Origin of the sequence: Leucobacter sp. CX169, from assembly GCF_017161405.1 — a bacterium.
GTDB lineage: Bacteria > Actinomycetota > Actinomycetes > Actinomycetales > Microbacteriaceae > Cx-87.
Window position 1 is genome coordinate 1049402 of sequence record NZ_CP071051.1, and the last position, 18657, is coordinate 1068058.

The 18657-nt window shown below is 67.4% G+C and carries 21 protein-coding genes; 16 read left to right on the top strand and 5 right to left on the bottom strand.

The genetic code is table 11. From position 1 onward, the window contains the following. Positions 1 to 40: 40 nt before the first annotated feature. On the bottom strand, positions 41 to 613 hold the full coding sequence (rsmD, locus tag JW030_RS04650; RefSeq protein WP_188044488.1) for a 16S rRNA (guanine(966)-N(2))-methyltransferase RsmD: 573 nt from the start codon (positions 611 to 613) through the stop codon (positions 41 to 43). 94 nt (positions 614 to 707) lie between these two features. Here rsmD and JW030_RS04655 point away from each other — a divergent pair, with 94 nt between their 5' ends. The 11 genes from JW030_RS04655 to mutM all read left to right on the top strand — a co-directional run bounded on the left by JW030_RS04655 (position 708) and on the right by mutM (position 11125). Further along, complete coding sequence (locus JW030_RS04655; RefSeq protein ID WP_188044722.1) at positions 708 to 2903, top strand: ATP-dependent DNA helicase RecG; 2196 nt, start codon at positions 708 to 710, stop codon at positions 2901 to 2903. 165 nt (positions 2904 to 3068) lie between these two features. Continuing rightward, complete coding sequence (locus JW030_RS04660) at positions 3069 to 3989, top strand: ABC transporter ATP-binding protein (protein ID WP_188044487.1); 921 nt, start codon at positions 3069 to 3071, stop codon at positions 3987 to 3989. Positions 3990 to 4028: 39 nt separating this feature from the next. Beyond that, positions 4029 to 4940: an ABC transporter permease subunit gene (locus JW030_RS04665; protein WP_188044486.1), complete on the top strand. Its 912-nt coding sequence runs from the start codon at positions 4029 to 4031 to the stop codon at positions 4938 to 4940. A 59-nt stretch (positions 4941 to 4999) separates the two neighbouring features. Then, the gene (locus tag JW030_RS04670; RefSeq protein ID WP_241095559.1) at positions 5000 to 6403 is read left to right on the top strand and encodes a sensor histidine kinase; all 1404 of its coding nucleotides are present in this window, start codon (positions 5000 to 5002) and stop codon (positions 6401 to 6403) included. Then, on the top strand, positions 6396 to 7139 hold the full coding sequence (locus JW030_RS04675; protein ID WP_188044484.1) for a response regulator transcription factor: 744 nt from the start codon (positions 6396 to 6398) through the stop codon (positions 7137 to 7139). Before JW030_RS04670 ends, JW030_RS04675 begins: the two co-directional genes overlap by 8 nt. Before the next feature lie 49 nt (positions 7140 to 7188). Further along, a complete protein-coding gene (coaD, locus tag JW030_RS04680) occupies positions 7189 to 7683 on the top strand; it encodes a pantetheine-phosphate adenylyltransferase (protein ID WP_188044483.1) in 495 nt (164 codons plus the stop codon). A 5-nt stretch (positions 7684 to 7688) separates the two neighbouring features. After that, entirely contained in the window at positions 7689 to 8630 is a 942-nt protein-coding gene (locus tag JW030_RS04685) for an NYN domain-containing protein (protein WP_188044482.1), read from the top strand. A gap of 22 nt (positions 8631 to 8652) precedes the next feature. After that, the gene (locus tag JW030_RS04690; RefSeq protein WP_370567010.1) at positions 8653 to 9204 is read left to right on the top strand and encodes a DUF177 domain-containing protein; all 552 of its coding nucleotides are present in this window, start codon (positions 8653 to 8655) and stop codon (positions 9202 to 9204) included. A gap of 13 nt (positions 9205 to 9217) precedes the next feature. After that, a complete protein-coding gene (gene rpmF, locus JW030_RS04695) occupies positions 9218 to 9421 on the top strand; it encodes a 50S ribosomal protein L32 (RefSeq protein ID WP_188044481.1) in 204 nt (67 codons plus the stop codon). 4 nt (positions 9422 to 9425) lie between these two features. Continuing rightward, a complete protein-coding gene (gene rnc, locus JW030_RS04700; protein WP_188044480.1) occupies positions 9426 to 10184 on the top strand; it encodes a ribonuclease III in 759 nt (252 codons plus the stop codon). Positions 10185 to 10186: 2 nt separating this feature from the next. Beyond that, positions 10187 to 11125, top strand: coding sequence for a bifunctional DNA-formamidopyrimidine glycosylase/DNA-(apurinic or apyrimidinic site) lyase (gene mutM / locus JW030_RS04705; RefSeq protein ID WP_188044479.1), 939 nt, complete (start codon positions 10187 to 10189; stop codon positions 11123 to 11125). 14 nt (positions 11126 to 11139) lie between these two features. On the opposite strand, the gene JW030_RS04710 is transcribed toward mutM, so the two are convergent. Continuing rightward, positions 11140 to 11505: a nuclear transport factor 2 family protein gene (locus JW030_RS04710; protein ID WP_188044478.1), complete on the bottom strand. Its 366-nt coding sequence runs from the start codon at positions 11503 to 11505 to the stop codon at positions 11140 to 11142. Positions 11506 to 11726: 221 nt separating this feature from the next. On the opposite strand from JW030_RS04710, the gene JW030_RS04715 reads away from it, so the two are divergent. The 4 genes from JW030_RS04715 (at position 11727) to JW030_RS04730 (ending at position 15493) form a co-directional block, all read left to right on the top strand. Beyond that, the gene (locus JW030_RS04715) at positions 11727 to 13322 is read left to right on the top strand and encodes an isocitrate lyase (RefSeq protein ID WP_188044477.1); all 1596 of its coding nucleotides are present in this window, start codon (positions 11727 to 11729) and stop codon (positions 13320 to 13322) included. 122 nt (positions 13323 to 13444) lie between these two features. Beyond that, positions 13445 to 13879: a VOC family protein gene (locus JW030_RS04720; protein ID WP_188044476.1), complete on the top strand. Its 435-nt coding sequence runs from the start codon at positions 13445 to 13447 to the stop codon at positions 13877 to 13879. A gap of 28 nt (positions 13880 to 13907) precedes the next feature. Continuing rightward, a complete protein-coding gene (locus JW030_RS04725) occupies positions 13908 to 14384 on the top strand; it encodes a hypothetical protein (RefSeq protein WP_188044475.1) in 477 nt (158 codons plus the stop codon). Beyond that, complete coding sequence (locus JW030_RS04730) at positions 14381 to 15493, top strand: hypothetical protein (RefSeq protein WP_188044474.1); 1113 nt, start codon at positions 14381 to 14383, stop codon at positions 15491 to 15493. Before JW030_RS04725 ends, JW030_RS04730 begins: the two co-directional genes overlap by 4 nt. A 31-nt stretch (positions 15494 to 15524) precedes the next feature. Here JW030_RS04730 and JW030_RS04735 read toward each other — a convergent pair whose 3' ends face one another. From JW030_RS04735 to JW030_RS04745, 3 genes are read right to left on the bottom strand one after another with little or no spacing between them, the layout of a single operon-like run. Continuing rightward, a complete protein-coding gene (locus tag JW030_RS04735; protein WP_188044473.1) occupies positions 15525 to 16520 on the bottom strand; it encodes an SRPBCC domain-containing protein in 996 nt (331 codons plus the stop codon). Beyond that, positions 16517 to 16762, bottom strand: coding sequence for a hypothetical protein (locus JW030_RS04740; RefSeq protein WP_188044472.1), 246 nt, complete (start codon positions 16760 to 16762; stop codon positions 16517 to 16519). Before JW030_RS04740 ends, JW030_RS04735 begins: the two co-directional genes overlap by 4 nt. A gap of 9 nt (positions 16763 to 16771) precedes the next feature. Next, positions 16772 to 17737, bottom strand: a complete 966-nt coding sequence (locus JW030_RS04745) for a DUF4031 domain-containing protein (RefSeq protein ID WP_188044471.1) — start codon at positions 17735 to 17737, stop codon at positions 16772 to 16774. Positions 17738 to 17930: 193 nt separating this feature from the next. Between JW030_RS04745 and JW030_RS04750 the strand changes: the two genes are divergently transcribed. Then, complete coding sequence (locus JW030_RS04750; protein ID WP_188044470.1) at positions 17931 to 18626, top strand: hypothetical protein; 696 nt, start codon at positions 17931 to 17933, stop codon at positions 18624 to 18626. The last annotated feature ends 31 nt before the right edge of the window (positions 18627 to 18657 follow it).

Below are 18657 nucleotides of genomic sequence, written 5' to 3' on the forward strand. Positions count from 1 at the left end.
CCGCCTGTCGGCGGCAGAGCTGGCGCGAAGCGATGCTTCGCTACTCAGCCAGCTCTGCCCACCACAGCAGGGTTTCGCCGTAGGACTTCTTGCGCACGAGCGCCAGGCCGTCCGGCCAGGTCGGCTCGGGGCTGCGCGACGAGCGCTCCACGAGCACCATCGCATCCTCCGTCAGCTGCGGGATGAGGGACTTCAGGTTTGCCGTGAGCTCTGCCTCACCCAATTCATAGGGCGGGTCGATCAGGGCGACGTCGAAGTTCCCGGTGCCCGGGCGATCGAGGTACGTCTGCACCGATGCCTTTTCGACCCGGATCACCGGAGCTGCGCCGCCCGAGAACGCCTTCGTCACTATGCGCGCGTTGCGCTCGGCGACCTGCGCCGCCTGGGGGTGCTTCTCGACCAGGGTGACCGCGGAGGCCCCGCGGCTCGCGGCCTCAAGCCCGAGTGCGCCCGATCCGGCGTACAAGTCGAGCACGTTCGCGCCGTCGACCAGGCCCCACGACTCGAGCGCCGAGAAGATGGCCTCGCGCACCCGGTCACTCGTGGGGCGGGTGCCCGCCTTGGGCACCTCCAAGCGAAGTGAACCGGCTGCCCCGGAGATGATGCGCGTCATACATTCGAGGGTACCGGTCGTCGGGCGGACGGAGCGCAGGGAGCGCCCGCAGGGCGCCGTCGGTGGCCCTCGGTAGGCTTGGCGCGTGGACAGCATGGACAGCCTTGACTTTGAGACGAGCCTGTCGCGCGCCCTCGGCCCGAAGACCGCGAAGGCGTTCGAGTCGGCGTTCAGCTACGAGACCGTGGGAGACCTGCTCTGGCACCTGCCCCGCCGCATCGCACGCCGGGGCGACCTGACCCCGCTTTCGGGCCTGCCGCAGGGCGAGCACGCCACCGTCGTCGCCCAGGTGCTCGACGTCCGCGAGCGCAAGATGCAGTCGCGGCGCGGCGGCGTCCTCGAGGTCCGCATCACGGACGGCACCGGCATCATGTCCCTCACCTTTTTCAACCAGGGCTGGCGCGCGAACGAGCTCGTCGCCGGCAAGCGCGGGGTGTTCGCAGGCAAGGTCGGCGAGTACCGCGGCATGCAGCAGCTCACCCACCCCGAGTACGAACTGTTCGAGGATGACGACGTGCCCGAGGGCGTCGACGCCGACGCGCTCGCGAGCATCCGGGCGAAGGACTGGGCCGATACCCTCGTGCCCATCTACCCGGCGACATCGAAGCTGCCGAGCTGGACGATCCAGAAGAGCATCCAGATGATCCTCGACGTGCTCGAGCCCGTGTCAGATCCCGTGCCGCGCGACGTACTGCGCGACGAGGGCGTCTGCAAAATGGACCAGGCGATCCGCTGGGCGCACCAGCCGTCGACCATGGGCGAGTGGAAGCAGGCGCTTGAGAGCCTGCGCTTCCGAGAGGCCCTGCACCTACAGCTGGCATTGCTCGATCGCCGCCGCCGCGAGGCCGCCCTGCCGACGAGCCCGTGGCCGCGCGTCGGGGGAGGCCTCCGCAACGCGTTCGACGCCACGATCCCGTTTACTCTGACCGGTGACCAGGTCGAGGTGGGTGAGACCCTCGAGCGCGAGCTGGCCTCCGAGGTTCCGATGCACCGCCTGCTCCAGGGCGAGGTCGGTTCGGGGAAGACGCTCGTAGCGCTCCGGGCCATGCTGCAGGTGGCCGACGGCGGTGGCCAATCGGCGCTCTTGGCCCCGACCGAGGTGCTCGCCACGCAGCACTTCCGTTCGATCCGAGATCTGCTGGGTGACGAGCTCGGCGCGAAGGTGCGCCCGGTGCTGCTCACCGGGCAGATGCCACTCGCTGAGCGAAAGAAGGCCCTGCTGTCGGCCGCCGTGGGGGAGGCCCTGATCATCGTCGGGACCCATGCGCTCATGAGCGACAAGACCGGCTTCCACGATCTCGGCTTCGTCGTCGTCGACGAGCAGCACCGCTTCGGCGTCGAACAGCGCGACACGCTGCGACGCAAAGGAAAGACGCCGCCGCACCTGCTCGTGATGACAGCGACCCCCATCCCGCGCACCGTCGCGCTCACCGCGTTCGGCGACCTCGAGGTGTCCACCATCCGCGAACTGCCGCCCGGCCGCCAGGGCATCGTCACGCACGCCGTCAGCCTCACCGACCATCCCTCTTGGGGAGACCGGGCCTGGGAGCGCGCGGCAGAAGAGGTGCGCTCGGGCCGGCAGGTCTACGTCGTCTGCCCATCGATCGAACCGGCGGAGGTCGCGGTCGAAAGCGAGCTCTCTGCGAGCGACCCCGCAGGATCCGCACCGCCCCGTGTGCTCCAGAGCGTGCTGGCGACCGTCGCCGAGCTGCGGGCCCGGCCCTCGCTCGCGGGGGTCCGCATTGAGGCCCTCACCGGCGCGATGCCCGGCTCCGAGAAGGAGGCCGTGATGATGGCCTTCGCCGCGGGCGAGATCGGCGTGCTGGTCGCCACCACGGTGATCGAGGTGGGTGTGAACGTGCCAAACGCGACGCTCATGATCGTCCGCGACGCCGACCGCTTCGGCATCTCCCAATTGCACCAGCTGCGTGGGCGTGTGGGGCGGGGTCAGCACCCGGGGCTCTGCCTGCTGCTCAGCCCGGCTGAAGAAGGCAGCGTCGCGCGTGAGCGAGTCGATGCGGTGGCAGCGACCACCGATGGCTTTGACCTCGCCGAGGTCGACCTGCAGCTGCGCCGCGAGGGCGACATCCTCGGCGTCGCGCAATCGGGCGGGCGTTCATCGCTGAGGCTGCTCCGCGTGGCCGAGCACGGCGACCTCATCGCGCACTCTCGAGAGGTTGCAGGCGCGCTGCTCGACGCCGATCCTGACCTGCAGCACGCGCCGGGGCTTCGCGAGATCATCGAGCAAGAGAATCGCTCGGGCCTCCTCGAAAACCTCGGCAAGTCCTAGCACCCCGGCCCAGCCCGTCTCGTCCTCAAGGACTGCTCTGGCGGTGAGAACCCGGTACTCAGGGGTGATGCTCCCGGCACCAGGGGCCGACGCGCGTACCTGCGGGTCTTTCCTACTGTGAAGTGAACGCTGAAACTCGGCGTTTTGCGACACGAAGGAGATACCTTGATCGAGGCACGCGGCCTGAGCAAGAGTTACGGTGCAACGCACGCAGTCGACAACATCAGCTTCTCGGTTCAGCCCGGTCAGGTCACGGGCTTCCTCGGACCGAACGGGGCTGGGAAGTCGACGAGCATGCGACTCATGGTGGGGCTCGACCGCCCGACCTCGGGGACGGTGACGATCGGCGGGAAGTTCTATTCCGATCTCGAGGCCCCCCTCGCCACAGTTGGCGCCCTGCTTGACGCGAAGGGTGTGCACCCGGGCCGCAGCGCTCGCAGCCACCTGCGTGCGCTCGCCGCCACTCATGGCATCGACGACCGCCGCGTGGACGCGGTGCTCGCGCAGACGGGCCTGACAGACGTTGCGAACAAGCGCGTCGGCGGGTTCTCGCTCGGCATGGGTCAGCGCCTCGGCATCGCCGCAGCGTTGCTGGGGGACCCGCAGGTCCTCATCCTCGACGAGCCGGTGAACGGACTTGACCCCGACGGCGTGCTCTGGGTGCGTCAGCTCCTGCGGCACCTGGCGAGCGAGGGCCGCACGGTCCTGCTTTCGAGCCACCTGATGAGCGAGATGGCGCAGACCGCCGATCACGTGATCGTGCTCGGACGCGGCCGCGTCGTCGCTGACGCGCCGATCGGCGAGTTCGTCGCCCGCGGCGGTGAGCAGATTTCGGTGCGCAGCCCGGAGGCGGCGAAGCTCGCGGCCCTCCTCATGGCGCACCACGCGTCACCCGAGCTGCACATCGAGCCGTTGGGTGACGATCGCTTCACCGCTCGTGGCGTCAGCGCTGCGATTGTTGGTCGCGCTGCTGCGCAGAGTGGCGTCGAGCTGCACGAGCTCAGCACGGCGGTTTCCAGCCTCGAGGACGCCTACCTCGCCCTCACCCGCGACGAGATCGAGTACGCGACGCACGCCGTCGCCTAGCCGATCACCCACCCGAGACGTTCAAAGGACTGCAGACCCATGACCACTTCAATTGTGATTGACACGAACGCGGCGCTCGCCGCCAGCAACCCCGGATCCGGAGCCACCAGCGCGACCGGCCGCACCAAGCCCCCCGCTTCCCGGGTGAACGCCCGGCAGACGTTCGGCGGCGTCGTCCGCTCAGAGCGGATCAAGTTCAGCTCGCTGCGCAGCATCCGCATCACCCTGGCACTCACGGTGTTGTCTGGCCTCGGCCTCAGTGGCCTGATCGCGTTCATCCTCGCCGAAAACCCGCCGAGTTCGGGCGCCCTCTCCGTGGTTGACCTCCAGAACCACCTGCTCATGACCGCGGCATTCCCCGCGCCGTTCCTCGCCCTCGTGTTCGGCGTGCTTGGGGTCTTCGCGATCTCGAGCGAGTACACGAGCGGCATGATCCTGTCGACGCTCGCGGCCGTCCCGCGCCGCGGACGGGTGTTCGCCGCGAAGACCCTCGTGCTGGTGATGATCGGGGGACTCACCTCGCTCGTGCTCGTTGCCGGTGGGCTCGCGCTGGCAATCGCGATGGAACCGGCGTCGTTCGCGCAGCTCACCTCCGTCCCGGTCATCACGGGTGCGCTGGGAACCGTCGCCTACCTGCTCTGCATCGCGTTGTTTGCGTTCGGCGTCGCAGGGATCCTGCGCTCGACCGCCGGCGGGATCGCGGTCGTTGCCGGCGTCACCTTTGTGCTGCCGGTCGCCCTCCAGGTGCTCAGCATCTCGGGCTGGGAGTGGGTCGGCACGGTGCTGAACTACACGCCGATGGCGATCGGCAACGTCCTAGCGCAGGGCCTCACCGACGTGACGGCCGAACTGTCTCCGAACTTCTGGCAGTCACTCATCGCGATGGTCGTCTGGGCCGCGGTCACCGTCATTCCGGCGGCGATCCTCTTCAACCGTCGCGACGCGAGGTAGCGAGGCCACAGGCGCAGGATCCTCGCCACGGCGAGAGCGCTTACAACTAGGCTGAAATGATGAGTCCACACGCTTCGCTCGAGGCACGCTTGCCGCGCCCGCCGGGGGTCCTCCGGCGGGCGCTCGCCGCGCACCCCCTGGCGCTCGACGTCACGATCGTCGTGTTCTATTTCCTGGGGTGCGCCCTGTTTGGCACGGTCGACCTCTTCAGCGGTTCGACCGCCGGTGCGGCCGGTCCATCTGACGCCCCGCCAGGGACGCCGAGCTATCTCACCTGGCCGCTGCTGCTGGTCACGATCCTGCGCTTTCTGCTCGTCGCGGCCGCGCTGCTGTTCCGCAGGCGGTTCCCGCTGCTGGGACTCATCGCGGTGCTCGTTGCGAGCACCGGTGACCTCACCATCCAAGGCTTCCCCAATGCGGTCGCGCTCTGCTTCCTGCTCTATGCAGTCCCGGTGTACCGGAGCGTGCAGGTGGGCTGGTTCGGGTACGGGCTGGCGGTGGTGGGTTCCGGGATCCAGATGTTGATGCCCGGTGCGGCCGAGTCGCTCGTCTTCGATACCGAATCGGGTGTGGTGAGCAGCGAGCCGGCCACCCTTTCCTCCTTCCTCGGCCCGTTCATCGTGAGCGCGATCTGGATGCTCGCGATCCTGATGCTCGGCATCAACATCGGCAACCGGCGCCGCTACCTGGAGGCCATCATTGGCCGTGCTCACCAGCTCGCCCGGGAGCGCGATCAGCTCGCCCAGCTCGCGGTGGCTGAGGAACGCTCGCGCATCGCCCGGGAGATGCACGACATTGTCGCCCACTCGGTCTCCGTAATGATCGCGCTCTCCGAGGGCGCCGCCCGGGCTGCGACCGTCGCGCCGGAGGCCGCCGCCGACGCGATGCAACGCAGCGCCGAGACTGGGCGCACGGCGCTGGCCGAGATGCGCCGCCTGCTGGGCGCGCTGCACTCGCCGGACGAGACGTCTATTGAGCTCGTTCCGCAGCCGGGAGTGCAGGATCTCGAGACGTTGGTACGCGGATTCACCGACGCGGGCCTGCAGGTCTCGCTGCGCATCGAAGGCGAGGCCGCCGGCGACCGCGGGCAGGAGCTCGCGGTGTATCGCATCGCCCAGGAGGGGCTCACGAATGTGTTGCGCTACGCGGGGACCGGGGCGTGCGCCGAGGTCACGGTGGCGCTGTTGCAGGACCTCACCGTGGTCGAGGTGCGCGATCACGGCCGCGCCCACGGGGACGCGGACACCGTGTCGGGGGTGGGATCGGGCCGCGGTCTCGCGGGCCTTGCCGAGCGCGTGCGCATGTTCGGGGGCACGATCGAGTCCGGTCCCGTTCCGGCGCACGAGGGGAGCGGGTGGCGGGTACGGGCCGTGCTGCCCGTCAACGCCGACGCCCGCGAAACCGGGCGACTTGCCAGGAACACGCTTCCAACGATTGACGATGAGGGACAACGCAATGACTGAGCCCACTATTCGGGTCATGCTGGTGGACGACCAAGAGCTGCTGCGCACCGGGTTCCGCCTCATCCTGCTCTCCGAGCCGGGTATCGAGGTCGTGGCCGAGGCCGCGGATGGAGCCGAGGCGCTCGCCGCCATGGAGAAACTCGCAGGCGCGGGCGGCTGTGACGTCGTGCTCATGGACGTCCGCATGCCCGGCATGAACGGCATCGAGGCAACTGCGGCGTTCGCTGAGCGGTTCCCGGGCACACGCGTGCTCGTGCTCACCACGTTCGACCTCGACGAGTACGCCACCGGGGCGATCCAGGCGGGGGCCAGCGGGTTCCTCCTCAAGGACGCGCGGCCGTCCGAGCTCACCGACGCGATTCGCCGGGTCGCTGCGGGCGACGCGGCCATGGCTCCCTCCGTCACGCGGCGGCTCATGGAACAGCTGCGTGCGACGGGTGCGGTCGCCGGTGTGGCGGGTCCGGGGGCCTCGCCGGTGCGAGGCTTCGCGGCCGTTCCTGCGGGAGCCCAGGCAGCGCCGGTGGCCGCCGGAGTCCCCGAGGCGCTCGCAGTACTCACCGAGCGCGAGCTCGACGTGTTGCGCTTGATCGCGGACGGCAAGAACAACGCTGAGATCAGCGCCGAATTGTTTCTCTCCGAGTCGACGGTAAAGACCCACGTCGGGCGAGTGCTCGCCAAGCTGCAGCTGCGCGACCGGGTGCACGCGGTCATCCTGGCGAAGCAGCACGGGCTGTAACACGGGTAAGTTCCAGCGCGCGTATGCGCCAAGGCAATATGCTCGACCTATGAGCAAAGTTGCAGTCGTCCCGGGTTCATTCGATCCGGTGACACTTGGCCATCTTGACGTGATCCGTCGCGCAGCCACCATCTTCGATGAGGTGCACGTGCTGGTGGTGCATAACCCCGGCAAGAGCGCGATGCTGCCGATCGCCGAGCGCGTGAACCTGATTCAGCGTTCCCTCGAAGACGATCCGACGATGCCGAAGAACGTCACCGTGGCGTCATGGTCGATGGGCCTGCTGGTCGACTACTGCCTCGAGGTCGGCGCTTCGGTGCTCGTTAAGGGCATTCGCTCGCAGATCGACGTCGCCTACGAAACGCCGATGGTGCTGATGAACCGCAGCCTCGCGAACATCGAGACGGTGTTCCTGCTTCCGGATCCTGCCCACGCGCACGTTTCGAGCTCGCTCGTGCGCCAGGTGGCGGAGTTGGGCGGCGACGTGAGCCCATACGTCCCCGAGCGCGTTGCGCGCTTCCTCGACACCACGCGGCCGGCCTGAACCGCATGAGTCGCCAGCGGGAAGCTCGGGTCGCGGTCTACTTCGACTTCGACAACATCGTCATCACCCGCTACGACCAAGTGCATGGCGCCCTGGCGTTCCGGCGCGAGATTCGTGACGGCAAGCTCAAGGAAGCCGAGGCAACCGCGCGGCTGAAGGCCGCCCGGGTGAGCGTCGAGGCGATCCTCGACTATGCCGCGACGTTTGGCCCCATCGGGCTGAGCCGGGCATACGCCGACTGGTCAGTGCCCTTCAGCGTCGGGTATCGCGATCAGCTCGTGTCGCGGGGCATTGAGCTCGTGCAGCTGTTCCCGCTGAGCGTTCGGCTCAAGAACGGCGCCGACATTCGCCTCGCGGTCGACGCGATGGAAGACATGTTTCGCCTGCAGGACATCACGCACGTCGTGATCGTGGCCGGCGACTCTGACTACGTTGCGCTCGTGCAGAAGGCGAAGCAGCTTGGTCGATATGTGGTCGGCATCGGCGTCACGGGTGGCACGAGCCGCTCGTTGATTGGCTCGTGCGACGAGTACTCGGACTACGCTGCCCTGCTGGGTGACGAGGACGAGGACGACGTCGACGAGATCGAGTTCGAGGCCCCCGCCGAAGTCGTGCCCGCTGGGCGGACGAGGCGCAAGCCAGCGGCCAAGGCCGAGACCGAGGTCGAGGCAGAAGCCGAGGCCCCCGTCGCGACGTCGACACCCTCGCGCCGGCCGGGCCCCTTGCTGCGCAAGGCGATGCTGCTGCTGAACACCAAGAATGATAAAGAATGGCAGGCAGCCAGCGAGGTCAAGAACCAGATGCTGCGCATGGACCCCTCCTTCCAGGAGCGTGCGCTCGGCTTTGCGACCTTCACCGACTTCATGCGCTCGCGCGCGAACGTCGTGGAGATCGACGACGATGGGCCGATCCGGGTCCGCCTGCGTGCGCCTTCGGCTTCCGCCTAGCTGAGTCGGGTACGCTGGACCGGTGAAGCAATCGGTATATACGGAGAACGTGCTCGACCTCAGTCGTCGTGCCGGCGAGATGCGGGAGCGCGAACGCGAGTTCGAGGTCCCGGAGCAGCTGGGCGAGGCCGTGGCGATCGTTCCCGCGGGCGAGCGTATGGCGCTGAAGATCCGTCTGGAGTCGGTGCACGAGGGCATTCTTGCCACCGTGGAAATCTCGACCACGGTCCATTCCGAGTGTGTTCGTTGCCTTCGGAAGATGACCGCGGCGCTCCGAGTCGATTTTCAGGAGCTTTTCGCATACACTCGTACGGAGGCCGATGAGTATGAGGTTCACGGCGACCACGTGGATCTTGAACCTCCGCTCAGAGACGCGGTAGTGCTTGCACTGCCGTTCCAGCCCGTTTGCAGCCCGGATTGTCCGGGTCTTGATCCCGAATCAGGTGAGCTGCTCGCGGTTGGAGAAACGGCAGCATCGCACGTGGGGACTGATCCTCGCTGGGCGGCGCTTGCTGAGTTCACAGGCCAAAAAGACCGTGGTGAGGGCGTATCGTCCGAGCCGGAAAGCAAGTAGGAAAGAGAGAACCATGGCTGTTCCCAAGCGGAGGACCTCGCGCGCTAACACCCACCACCGCCGCTCGCAGTGGAAGGCCGATAACCCGGCACTGGTGAAGACGGTTGTTGACGGCAAGACCGTCTACAGCCTGCCGCACCGTGCACGCGTGGTCGAGGACGCTGCGGGCACCCCGCTGTTCCTCGAGTACAAGGGCCGCAAGGTCGCAGACGCTTAATTCGATGTCAGGGAACGACCAGTCGCTCCCGGCCTCGAATCGTCAGAAGCCGTCGGGCGCGCAAAATCGCGCGACCGGCGGCTTTTTGGCGTCCTTCGGGGTGTCGGTTGAGCCGGACCTGCTGAAGCAGGCGCTGACGCACCGCTCGTGGGCGTACGAGCACGGGGGAGCCCCGCACAACGAACGCCTCGAGTTTCTCGGCGACTCAATTTTGGGTCAGGCTGTCACGGTCAAGCTCTACACCGACTTTCCAGAGGTCAGCGAGGGCGAGCTCAGCCGCTATCGTGCGGCCCTCGTCTCGAGCATTGCGCTGGCCGAGGTCGCTCGCGGCATCGGTGTCGGGCCGGAGCTGCGGCTGGGCCGCGGTGAGCAGCTGACCGGCGGTCGCGAGAAGGATTCGATCCTGGCCGACGCCGTCGAGGCACTCATCGGCGCGGTCTACCTCTCGACTGACCCGGCCACCGCCGCGCAGTTCGTGCGGGACTTGATCGGACCGCTGCTCGACGACCCCGAACGGCTCACCGTTTCGCTCGATCCGAAGACGGGGTTGCAAGAAACCGCTGCTGCACTCGGCTTGCCGAACCCCGCGTACACCGTGGTGGGCGAGGGGCCGGATCACGGCCGCACGTTTACCGCCACGGTTGAGCTTGACGGCGTCACTGGAACCGGTGTCGGCACGAGCAAGAAGGCGGCGGAGCTCGCCGCCGCCCGCGAGGCCGTGCTGGGGCTGCGCGATCGCGGCCGCGGCCGTACTCAGCGCTAGACATGCCCGAACTTCCCGAGGTCGAGGTGGTGCGCGCTGGGCTTGCCCCGGCCGTCACCGGTGCCCGGGTCGTCGCAGCGCAGGTGCTCGACGCGCGAGCGCTGAAGCGCCACGTGCCGCTTGCGGGTGACGACGGGCTCGGGGGTCACGGTGTAACGCTCAGTGCGGACGCTGCTTCCTTGCGCGTCGCCGACTTCGAGCGTCGGGTGACCGGGCTCACGCTCCAGGCCCCGCTGAGGCGTGGCAAGTTCATGTGGATCCCTGTCCTGGGCGGCTCTGGCGAGGGTGAACAGGCGCTGCTTGCCCACCTCGGGATGAGCGGGCAGATGCTGTTGCGCTCGAACGACGCCGCGGACGACCGTCACGTGCGTATTCGCCTGTGGATTGAGCACCCCGAGCACGGCGAGCTGCGCCTAGACTTCGCTGACCAGCGGCTGTTTGGCTCGCTGGCGCTCGACGGGCTGGTCGTTGACGGGGCAGGATCCGTGCCAGCGCAGGCCGCGCATATCGCTCGTGACCCGCTCGACCCGTTCTTCGATGACGCCGCGTTCGTGGCGGCCCTGCGGTCTCGGTCGCGCGCCGTGAAGCAGCTGATCCTCGACCAGTCGCTCGTGAGCGGCGTCGGAAACATCTACGCGGATGAGGCCCTCTGGCGCGCGCGCCTGCACCCCGAGTCCGCCGGTTCGTCGCTGAGCGAGCGGAAGGCCGTCGAGCTGCTCTCACACCTGCGCGAGGTGTTCTCGAAGGCGCTCGCGGAGGGCGGCACGAGCTTCGACGAGCAGTACGTGAATGTGAATGGGCAGGCGGGGTACTTCGCCCACTCGCTGAACGCGTACGGACGCGGGGGAGAGCCGTGCCCCAGGTGCGGCGAGCCGATCAAGCGGGTGCCGTTTGGTGGGCGTTCGAGTCACTTCTGCCCGCGGTGCCAGAGGCGTCGATAGCGGAACTTCTGGACCTACGGTCGTGCGCCGCCCGGCGCGGACTGCGCCACATCAGTCCACACCTCGGTCATCGTTTCGACGAGCCCGTCTGTCAGCCGGACGAACGTCGCGCACTCGAAGTGATTCAGCCCATTCTCGCCGGTGCCAGTGACGTGAGATCGACACGCCGCCGCGTCATCGCTACCCACGAGGTCCTGCACTCGGAGGTGGTCGAAACCGGGGTAGCTTTCGTTGAGCGCGATCCATTCCGCCCGGTTGAACGATTCCCCCGTGTGCACGTATTGGCACACGAAGTCTGGGTGCAAGTACTGTCCGAGGTCGGACCAGCGGCGCTCGTCAATTGCGAGCATCAAGCGCGAGAGAACTTCGGCTGCGTCCATGGATACATCGTAGGCAGGTCGCTGAGTGGGCCGGCGTCTGCTTCTCCGGTTTCGGTGCCACCAACCCCGGCCAGGATCCTGTTCTGCTAAAAAGTGGAAATACGGCCAATATTCTCTCTCGATTTGTTCATGAAGTTGCTTGTGACGGGTGCAGAGTGAGAACTAAGCAATCAAGTCAACGCGTGAGTGACCCGGTCACCACCGCCCAGCAAGGAGTCATCATGACTGCATTCCAGAACGACATCGAGGCCGTAGAGGCGCTCAAGGCAGAGCACGGCTCGAGCTGGGACCGCATCAACCCCGAGCACGTCGCCCGCATGCGCGCGCAGAACCGTTTCAAGACGGGCCTCGAGATCGCTCAGTACACCGCCGACATCATGCGTCGCGACATGGTCGAGTACGACGCCGACTCCTCGGTCTACACGCAGTCGCTCGGTGTCTGGCACGGCTTCATCGGTCAGCAGAAGATGATCTCGATCAAGAAGCACCTCAAGACCACGAACAAGCGTTACCTCTACCTCTCGGGCTGGATGGTCGCTGCCCTCCGCTCGGAGTTCGGCCCGCTGCCCGATCAGTCGATGCACGAGAAGACCTCGGTGCCGGCACTGATCGAAGAGCTCTACACCTTCCTGCGCCAGGCTGACGCGCGCGAGCTTGACCTGCTCTTCACTCAGCTCGACGAGGCCCGGCGCGCCGGTGACGAGACCGCGGTCGAGTTCATCCAGTCGCAGATCGACAACTTCGAGACGCACGTCGTGCCGATCATCGCCGACATCGATGCCGGCTTCGGCAACCCCGAGGCGACCTACCTCCTCGCGAAGAAGATGATCGAGGCCGGCGCCTGCGCACTGCAGGTCGAGAACCAGGTTTCGGACGAGAAGCAGTGCGGTCACCAGGATGGCAAGGTCACCGTTCCGCACGAGGACTTCATCGCGAAGATCAACGCCATCCGCTACGCGTTCCTTGAGCTCGGCATCGACAACGGCGTGATCGTGACTCGCACCGACTCGCTCGGCGCGGGCCTCACCCAGAAGATCGCCGTGAGCCACACCCCGGGCGATCTGGGCGACCAGTACAACTCGTTCCTCGACGTCGAGGAGATCTCGGAGGCGGAGCTCGGCAATGGCGATGTCGTCATCAAGCGCGACGGCAAGCTGCTGCGCCCGAAGCGCCTCGCCAGCAACCTGTTCCAGTTCCGCGCAGGTACCGGCGAGGACCGTTGCGTGCTCGACAGCATCACGTCACTGCAGAACGGCGCCGACCTGCTCTGGATCGAGACCGAGAAGCCGCACGTCGAGCAGATCGCCGGCATGGTTGACCGCATCCGCGAGGTCATCCCGAACGCGAAGCTCGTCTACAACAACAGCCCCTCGTTCAACTGGACGCTGAGCTTCCGCCAGCAGGCCTACGACCTGCTCGCCGAGCAGGGCGCCGACGTCTCGGCGTACGACCGCGACAAGCTGATGAGCGTGGACTACGACGGCACCGAGCTCGCGCAGCTCGCCGACGAGAAGATCCGCACGTTCCAGAAGGAAGGCGCGGCGCGAGCCGGCATCTTCCACCACCTCATCACTCTGCCGACCTACCACACGGCCGCGCTGTCGACCGACAACCTGGCTAAGGGCTACTTCGGTGACGAGGGAATGCTCACCTACGTTCGCGACGTGCAGCGCCAGGAGATCCGCCAGGGCATTGCGACGGTGAAGCACCAGAACATGGCCGGCAGCGACATCGGCGACAACCACAAGGAGTACTTTGCTGGCGACGCGGCCCTCAAGGCTGGCGGCAAGGACAACACGATGAACCAGTTCAACTAGCGTTCGACTGACATGCACGGGGGTTCGGCTGCGGCCGGACCCCCGTTGTGCGTTCCTGAACGTCTGCGCTGGCGGGGTGCATTCTTCTGGCACCGGCACGACCCGCTTGGTAGCGTCGGCGCATGGCTATCAAACTCGAGAACGTGGGAATCGCGGTTCGCGATATCAATGCGACCATCGCCTTCTTCACCGACCTCGGCCTGACTCTTATCGGCCGCGACACGGTCAGTGGTGACTGGGCTGACGTTGCCGTCGGCCTCGACGGCAATCACGCCAAGATCGCGATGCTTCAGACGCCCGACGGACACGGAGTCATCGAACTCTTCGAGTACCTCCACCCCGAAGCGATCGAAACGGCGCCGACGCAGCCGAACGACATCGGCATGCACCGGGTGGCGTTCTCCGTCGATGACATCGACGAAGCGCTCGAGATCGCCGCGAAACACGGCTGCTACCCGCTTCGCGACGTGGCCACCTACCTGGACGAGTACAAGCTGACCTATCTCCGCGGCCCAAGCGGGATCATCGTGATGCTCGCCCAGGCGCTGAAGGGTTGACGTCGGCGGTACGAACTAGGCTCGTAGCGTGAGCGCAGAGTTCAAACCGACAGGATCCCCGCCGGACACTCGTGCGCCGAGGCAGGGGTGGAAGATGCACTCCGTCGGCGGCGTGCTCCGCATGTACCTGTACCTACTGCCCCTGTCGCTCGCAGCGACGTACTATCTGCTGATCGCCGATCGCGTGACTATCGAGACGCCTCGCGACCTCATGCAGGCCGGGTTTGGCTGGCCGTTTAACTGGGTCACGCAAGACCTTTCGCGCTACCAGCCGTCCTCGTACCCCACAACGATCGACTTCAATTTCGTGCGCGCGTGGGACGACCCGATCGCGACGAACTACGACTGGCTGATGCTCGCGGTCAACGCGCTGATCGTGGGAATCGGGGTGACAGCCGCCCTCTACGCGATCGTGTACGTCGCCAAGCTGATTGGCTCTCGGAAGCGGCCGGACGCAGAGGCTCCGCCCGCGGGAGAAGGTCGCCCTGCTAACCTATCGCGGTGAATGGACACGAGGGCCTCGATGACAGGCTCGCACAATTTCGTCGAGAGTGGCCCAGGTCAGTAGGTTGGGCCGAGGTTCGAGCCGCCGATCCAAAGGTCTTTCGCTCGGCCGCGCAGGGCGCCGCACTGCTCGTTCCCGCCGTCGCCTCGACACTCCTCTTCACCAGCCTGTCGTTTGAGTTCCCGGTCGTAATCCAGCTACCGAGCTGGTTGATCGGGATTCACGGGTTCCTCACCGTCGTGCTCCTGTGGCTCTCGATCGGGCTCTGGATCTGGGCCTTCATCTTGCTCTCGCTTCCGGGCGACGCTCGGCGCGGCATCGCGATCGCGCGCTTCGCAAAGGAACGCGACCTCAGGTACTCCCGGTTCGGGTTTGCCCCCGAACGCATCGGGATCCTGCTCGCGGAGGGGCGAACTCCCGCGCCGCCGCGTCCCGCCCGCCTGGTCGAGGCTGGCCAGGGAAACCCGTCGCTGTTCCGCGCGGGCTTCGCGCTGTGGGAGAGCGCGAACAGCAGGATCCCGCCGCTACAGATTGCAATCGCCAGCTATAGCGGGGGCAAGAATGACCCGAAGGGGCCGCGCAACGGGTTTCGCTACATGGAGTTGGCCCTGCCGCGCCGTTTGCCGCACCTTATGATCGATGCCCGCGGAAACGGAAGCCTTCGACAGATGCTGCCGGGAACCCAGCGCCTGTCACTCGAGGGTGACTTCGACCGCTACTTCTCGGTGTACGTGCCGAGCGGGTACGAGCGGGACGCGCTCGAGCTGCTCACCCCGGACGTCATGGCGTGCCTCATCGACCACGGGAGGCGATGGGACGTGGAGATCGTTGACGATCGGCTGATTGTCGCGTCGCGGCGATTCCGGCGGGCATCTGACCGCGCCGAGTACACTGCGATGCTCTACTTCTCGGAGCTGTTCGGGGAGGAACTCGGCCACCAGGCCGACACGTACTCGGACCCGCGTGCGGCGCGCCCCCGCTCGCAGGTCGCGGCCGCGGGCACCCGGCTGAAGCGGCGTTCTACGGTGTGGGCGACGGCCGTGTTTGTGGGCATGGTCGGGCTCATGCTCCTGTTCCCGCACGTGCTGGGCTGGTTTCTCGACCGCTGATGATTCGCGGCGAGATCGCGCTACGCGGGCGTCAGCGAAAGACCCGACTCATGCTGCTTCCGAGCTGCGACAGCTGCATCCAGATGGAGAAGCGGGCAAGTGGTCGCAGCAGCCAGCCGAGGAGTGACATTTGGCGCTCGGGATTGCGCACCCACTGCAGCTCGAGGCGCAAGTGGGCGCCGCCGGCAGCGGGCTCTAGCGCGATGGTGACCACCCGGGTGTTTGCCCGCACCGCGTCGGGATAGCTGAAACGCCAGACGATACGCGAGGGCCGTTCCTGTTCGACGAGTGCTACGAGTTGGCGCCGGTACTGTTTCGACGTGCGCAGGGGTCTGCCATCCGGTCGTTCTGTGCGGGCGAGCGCGAGAAAGTGGTCTCCGGTCTTCGGTGCGTGCCCCGTCGCTTCGGCCTCCACCCGGCCGATGCTCAGGTCCCACTCGGGAAGCCGCTCCGGGTCGGACACCAGCTCCCAGACCTTCTCGATCGGCGCCGGAACGAAGGTCTCGCTGGTGCCCGAGAGGCTCCCGCGGCGGCGGCGGATCGCCGGGGCTGGCGGGATGCGCTCGGCCTCGGCGAGTCGCGCTCGGACGAACTCGGACCCGACGCCGAGTCGGTGCAACACCGACTCGATGAGCCCGCTGGGCTCGTCGAGTAGAGCGCGCAGCACCGCGCCGGCGTCGCCCTGCTGCGTGCCGGCGGAGGCGCGGCGCAGGATCTCGATCGACGGGGCATCCCATTCGTAGCCGCCGGTCTCGTGGAACACGATCCGGCCCGGGGCAGGCGGCGCCTCAATCGATACCCCGATCGAGGCGAGCTGTGCGGCGTCCTGATTCTGCACCGCCTGCCGTGCGGAGTCGAGGGTGATTCCCAGCCCGCGCAGTACCTGGCCCGCGAGCTGCTCGTTCACGACCAGCGCGAGGAAAAGGTGCTCGACGCGGGCGGTGCGCTGGCCGAGGCGGGAGGCCTCTTCCATGGCCGCGAGCGAGAGCGAGTGTGAGGTGGCCGCCGCGGCGGCGAACCCGCTCACCGTGCCCGCCCGCCGGCGGCGATGGACGGGTTCACCTTCCGGGCGAACTTCTTGTGCGCCGCCTGCCGTGACACCCCCAACGCTTCCGCGATGCCTTGCCAGTTCATGCCCGCGCTGAGGCCGGCCTCGACCTGGGCGAGTTCGAGGCGCTCGGTCAGCGCTCGCAGCGAGGCGATCGCGCGCAGGCCGGCGCGCGGGTCGGAGGTGTCGGCGGCGACTGTCGCGATGTCGAGTGATTCCATGCCGTCAACCTACGTTGACGGCTCCTGGCTTGTCAACCTGGGTTGCTCGAGCTCGCCGACCTCCCGGGTGAGGTTCGCGCGGGCCCGCGCCTCCCACATCGCCTGTGCCGGTGGCGAGCGGTACACAAAGGGGCGGTCGAGATAACTGCGCAGGATCCGCGCGCGGCCCAGCCGGAAATCCTCGCTCGCGACGTGCGCGTACTCGGCTCGAACCGACGACGTGTACTCCGCGTATCGTGCGGCGGGGGAGGCGAAGATGGACAGGTCGGCGTCCAAGAGATGCACCGCTGCGGGGGGAGTCTCGGCCGGACCCGCCCCGGGGAGTGTGGCGATGATCAGCTCGCGCACCGGGACGACGGCACCCACCGGGAGCCCGAACCGTTCGAGAGCGTCCCCGGCGAACCGGGCGGACTCGGCCTCGTCCTGGTCGCCGACGCCCGAATAGACGGCGTCGTGAAACCACGCAGCGAGCAGAGTGATCGGCGTGATCGGCTCGCCCCGGGTGCGCAAGTGGTCGAGCGCGAGCAGCACCTCTTCGAGATGGCGGAGGTCGTGGTAGCTGCGGTGCGGCTCGTTCCAACGCTCGATGAGTTCAGCGCCGAGTCCCTGCCACCGTTCCGATTCGCCGACGGGGGCATCGGGCCCGAGAGCGGGAAGCAGCGCGGCCCATTCCTCCCGCAAATAGGTCAGCCGGGCCCCTGGCCGAGCGGTCGCCCGGGCGACGTGTTTCACGCGCAGGCCCGAGTCGCGCAACACATGCACGACGTCTCGGCTGCTGACCGCCCTCGCACCCGACGCGACGGCACGATCGTAGATCGATGCGGGCACGTCGTAGTGGTCGAGATCGAAGCTGCGCCGGGGGAGACCGAGCGCCGCCGCGAACCGGTGCAACTCGGCGTAGCTCGCGTCAGAGACAAGGTGGCTCCAGATGGTGCCGTGCGCCGGCCACAGCGGTGGGTCGATGTAGATGGCCATTTGCACACGATACGCGCTCCCCTTTCGAAACCCTCCGGGCTGCGCTTCCGTGCGCGGCAGGATCCTGCCCGCTCGCCGTGCCGACCCGTCGCAAATGGCTCGATCAAGGCACGGGAACGAGCCATTTGTGCCGGGTCGGCGGGGCTGCGCGAACAGGCGCGCGGCTACGGTGGCCGCATGGGGGACGCAAAAGGTGGCTGACGACCGGACTGCGCTCGGGAAGGTGGGCGATCTCGGGGGCACTTCACCTCGCGCCTGGGATGCGCTCTCGCGCTGGGGCATGGCTTGGCGGGTGTACGTCGCGCTGCTCACCGCGACGGCACTGGGCCTGCTCATCCTGACGGCGTTGTCGCTCGGCTCGGGGCCGGTGCAGCCGCGCGCGGTGTTTGGCTGGATGACTCTGCTCGTGACCCCGACGCTCGGCGGCGTGCTCGCGCTGTTGCTGAGCAGGCGACTGAGCGGGTATCTCCCGGTGGCACAAGGGCTCGCATTTGGGGTCGTCAACGCCCTCGCGCTGGGCGCGGGGATCATCGGCTCCGTTTGGGTACAGCGGCTGCTCGGCGCCGGAGACGAGGCGGACTGGGGCTACGCCCTCCTGGTGTTCCTCGCCCCGCCCGTGTTCCTTGCCTGCGCCGTCGCGTACCCATTCGCGATGTGGAGCGCGACGCCTCGCGGCGCGAAAGTGTGCAGGTCGATCTGCGCCGCCGCGATCCTGCTGTTCGTCGCGATGACGGTCGTGCTGGGCACGGGAGTCTTCGACCGCCCGCAGGGTGTCGAACCGGTGCCCGGCAGCCCCCAGTCGAAGTGCTGGCGGCACGACGCCGACGGCAAGACGTGGGAGGTCCCCTGCAACGGTGCCGAGCCGTACGAGATTGGCGTCCCGGGGTAGCGCACACCAGACGGCGTGGAATCGCGCCGAT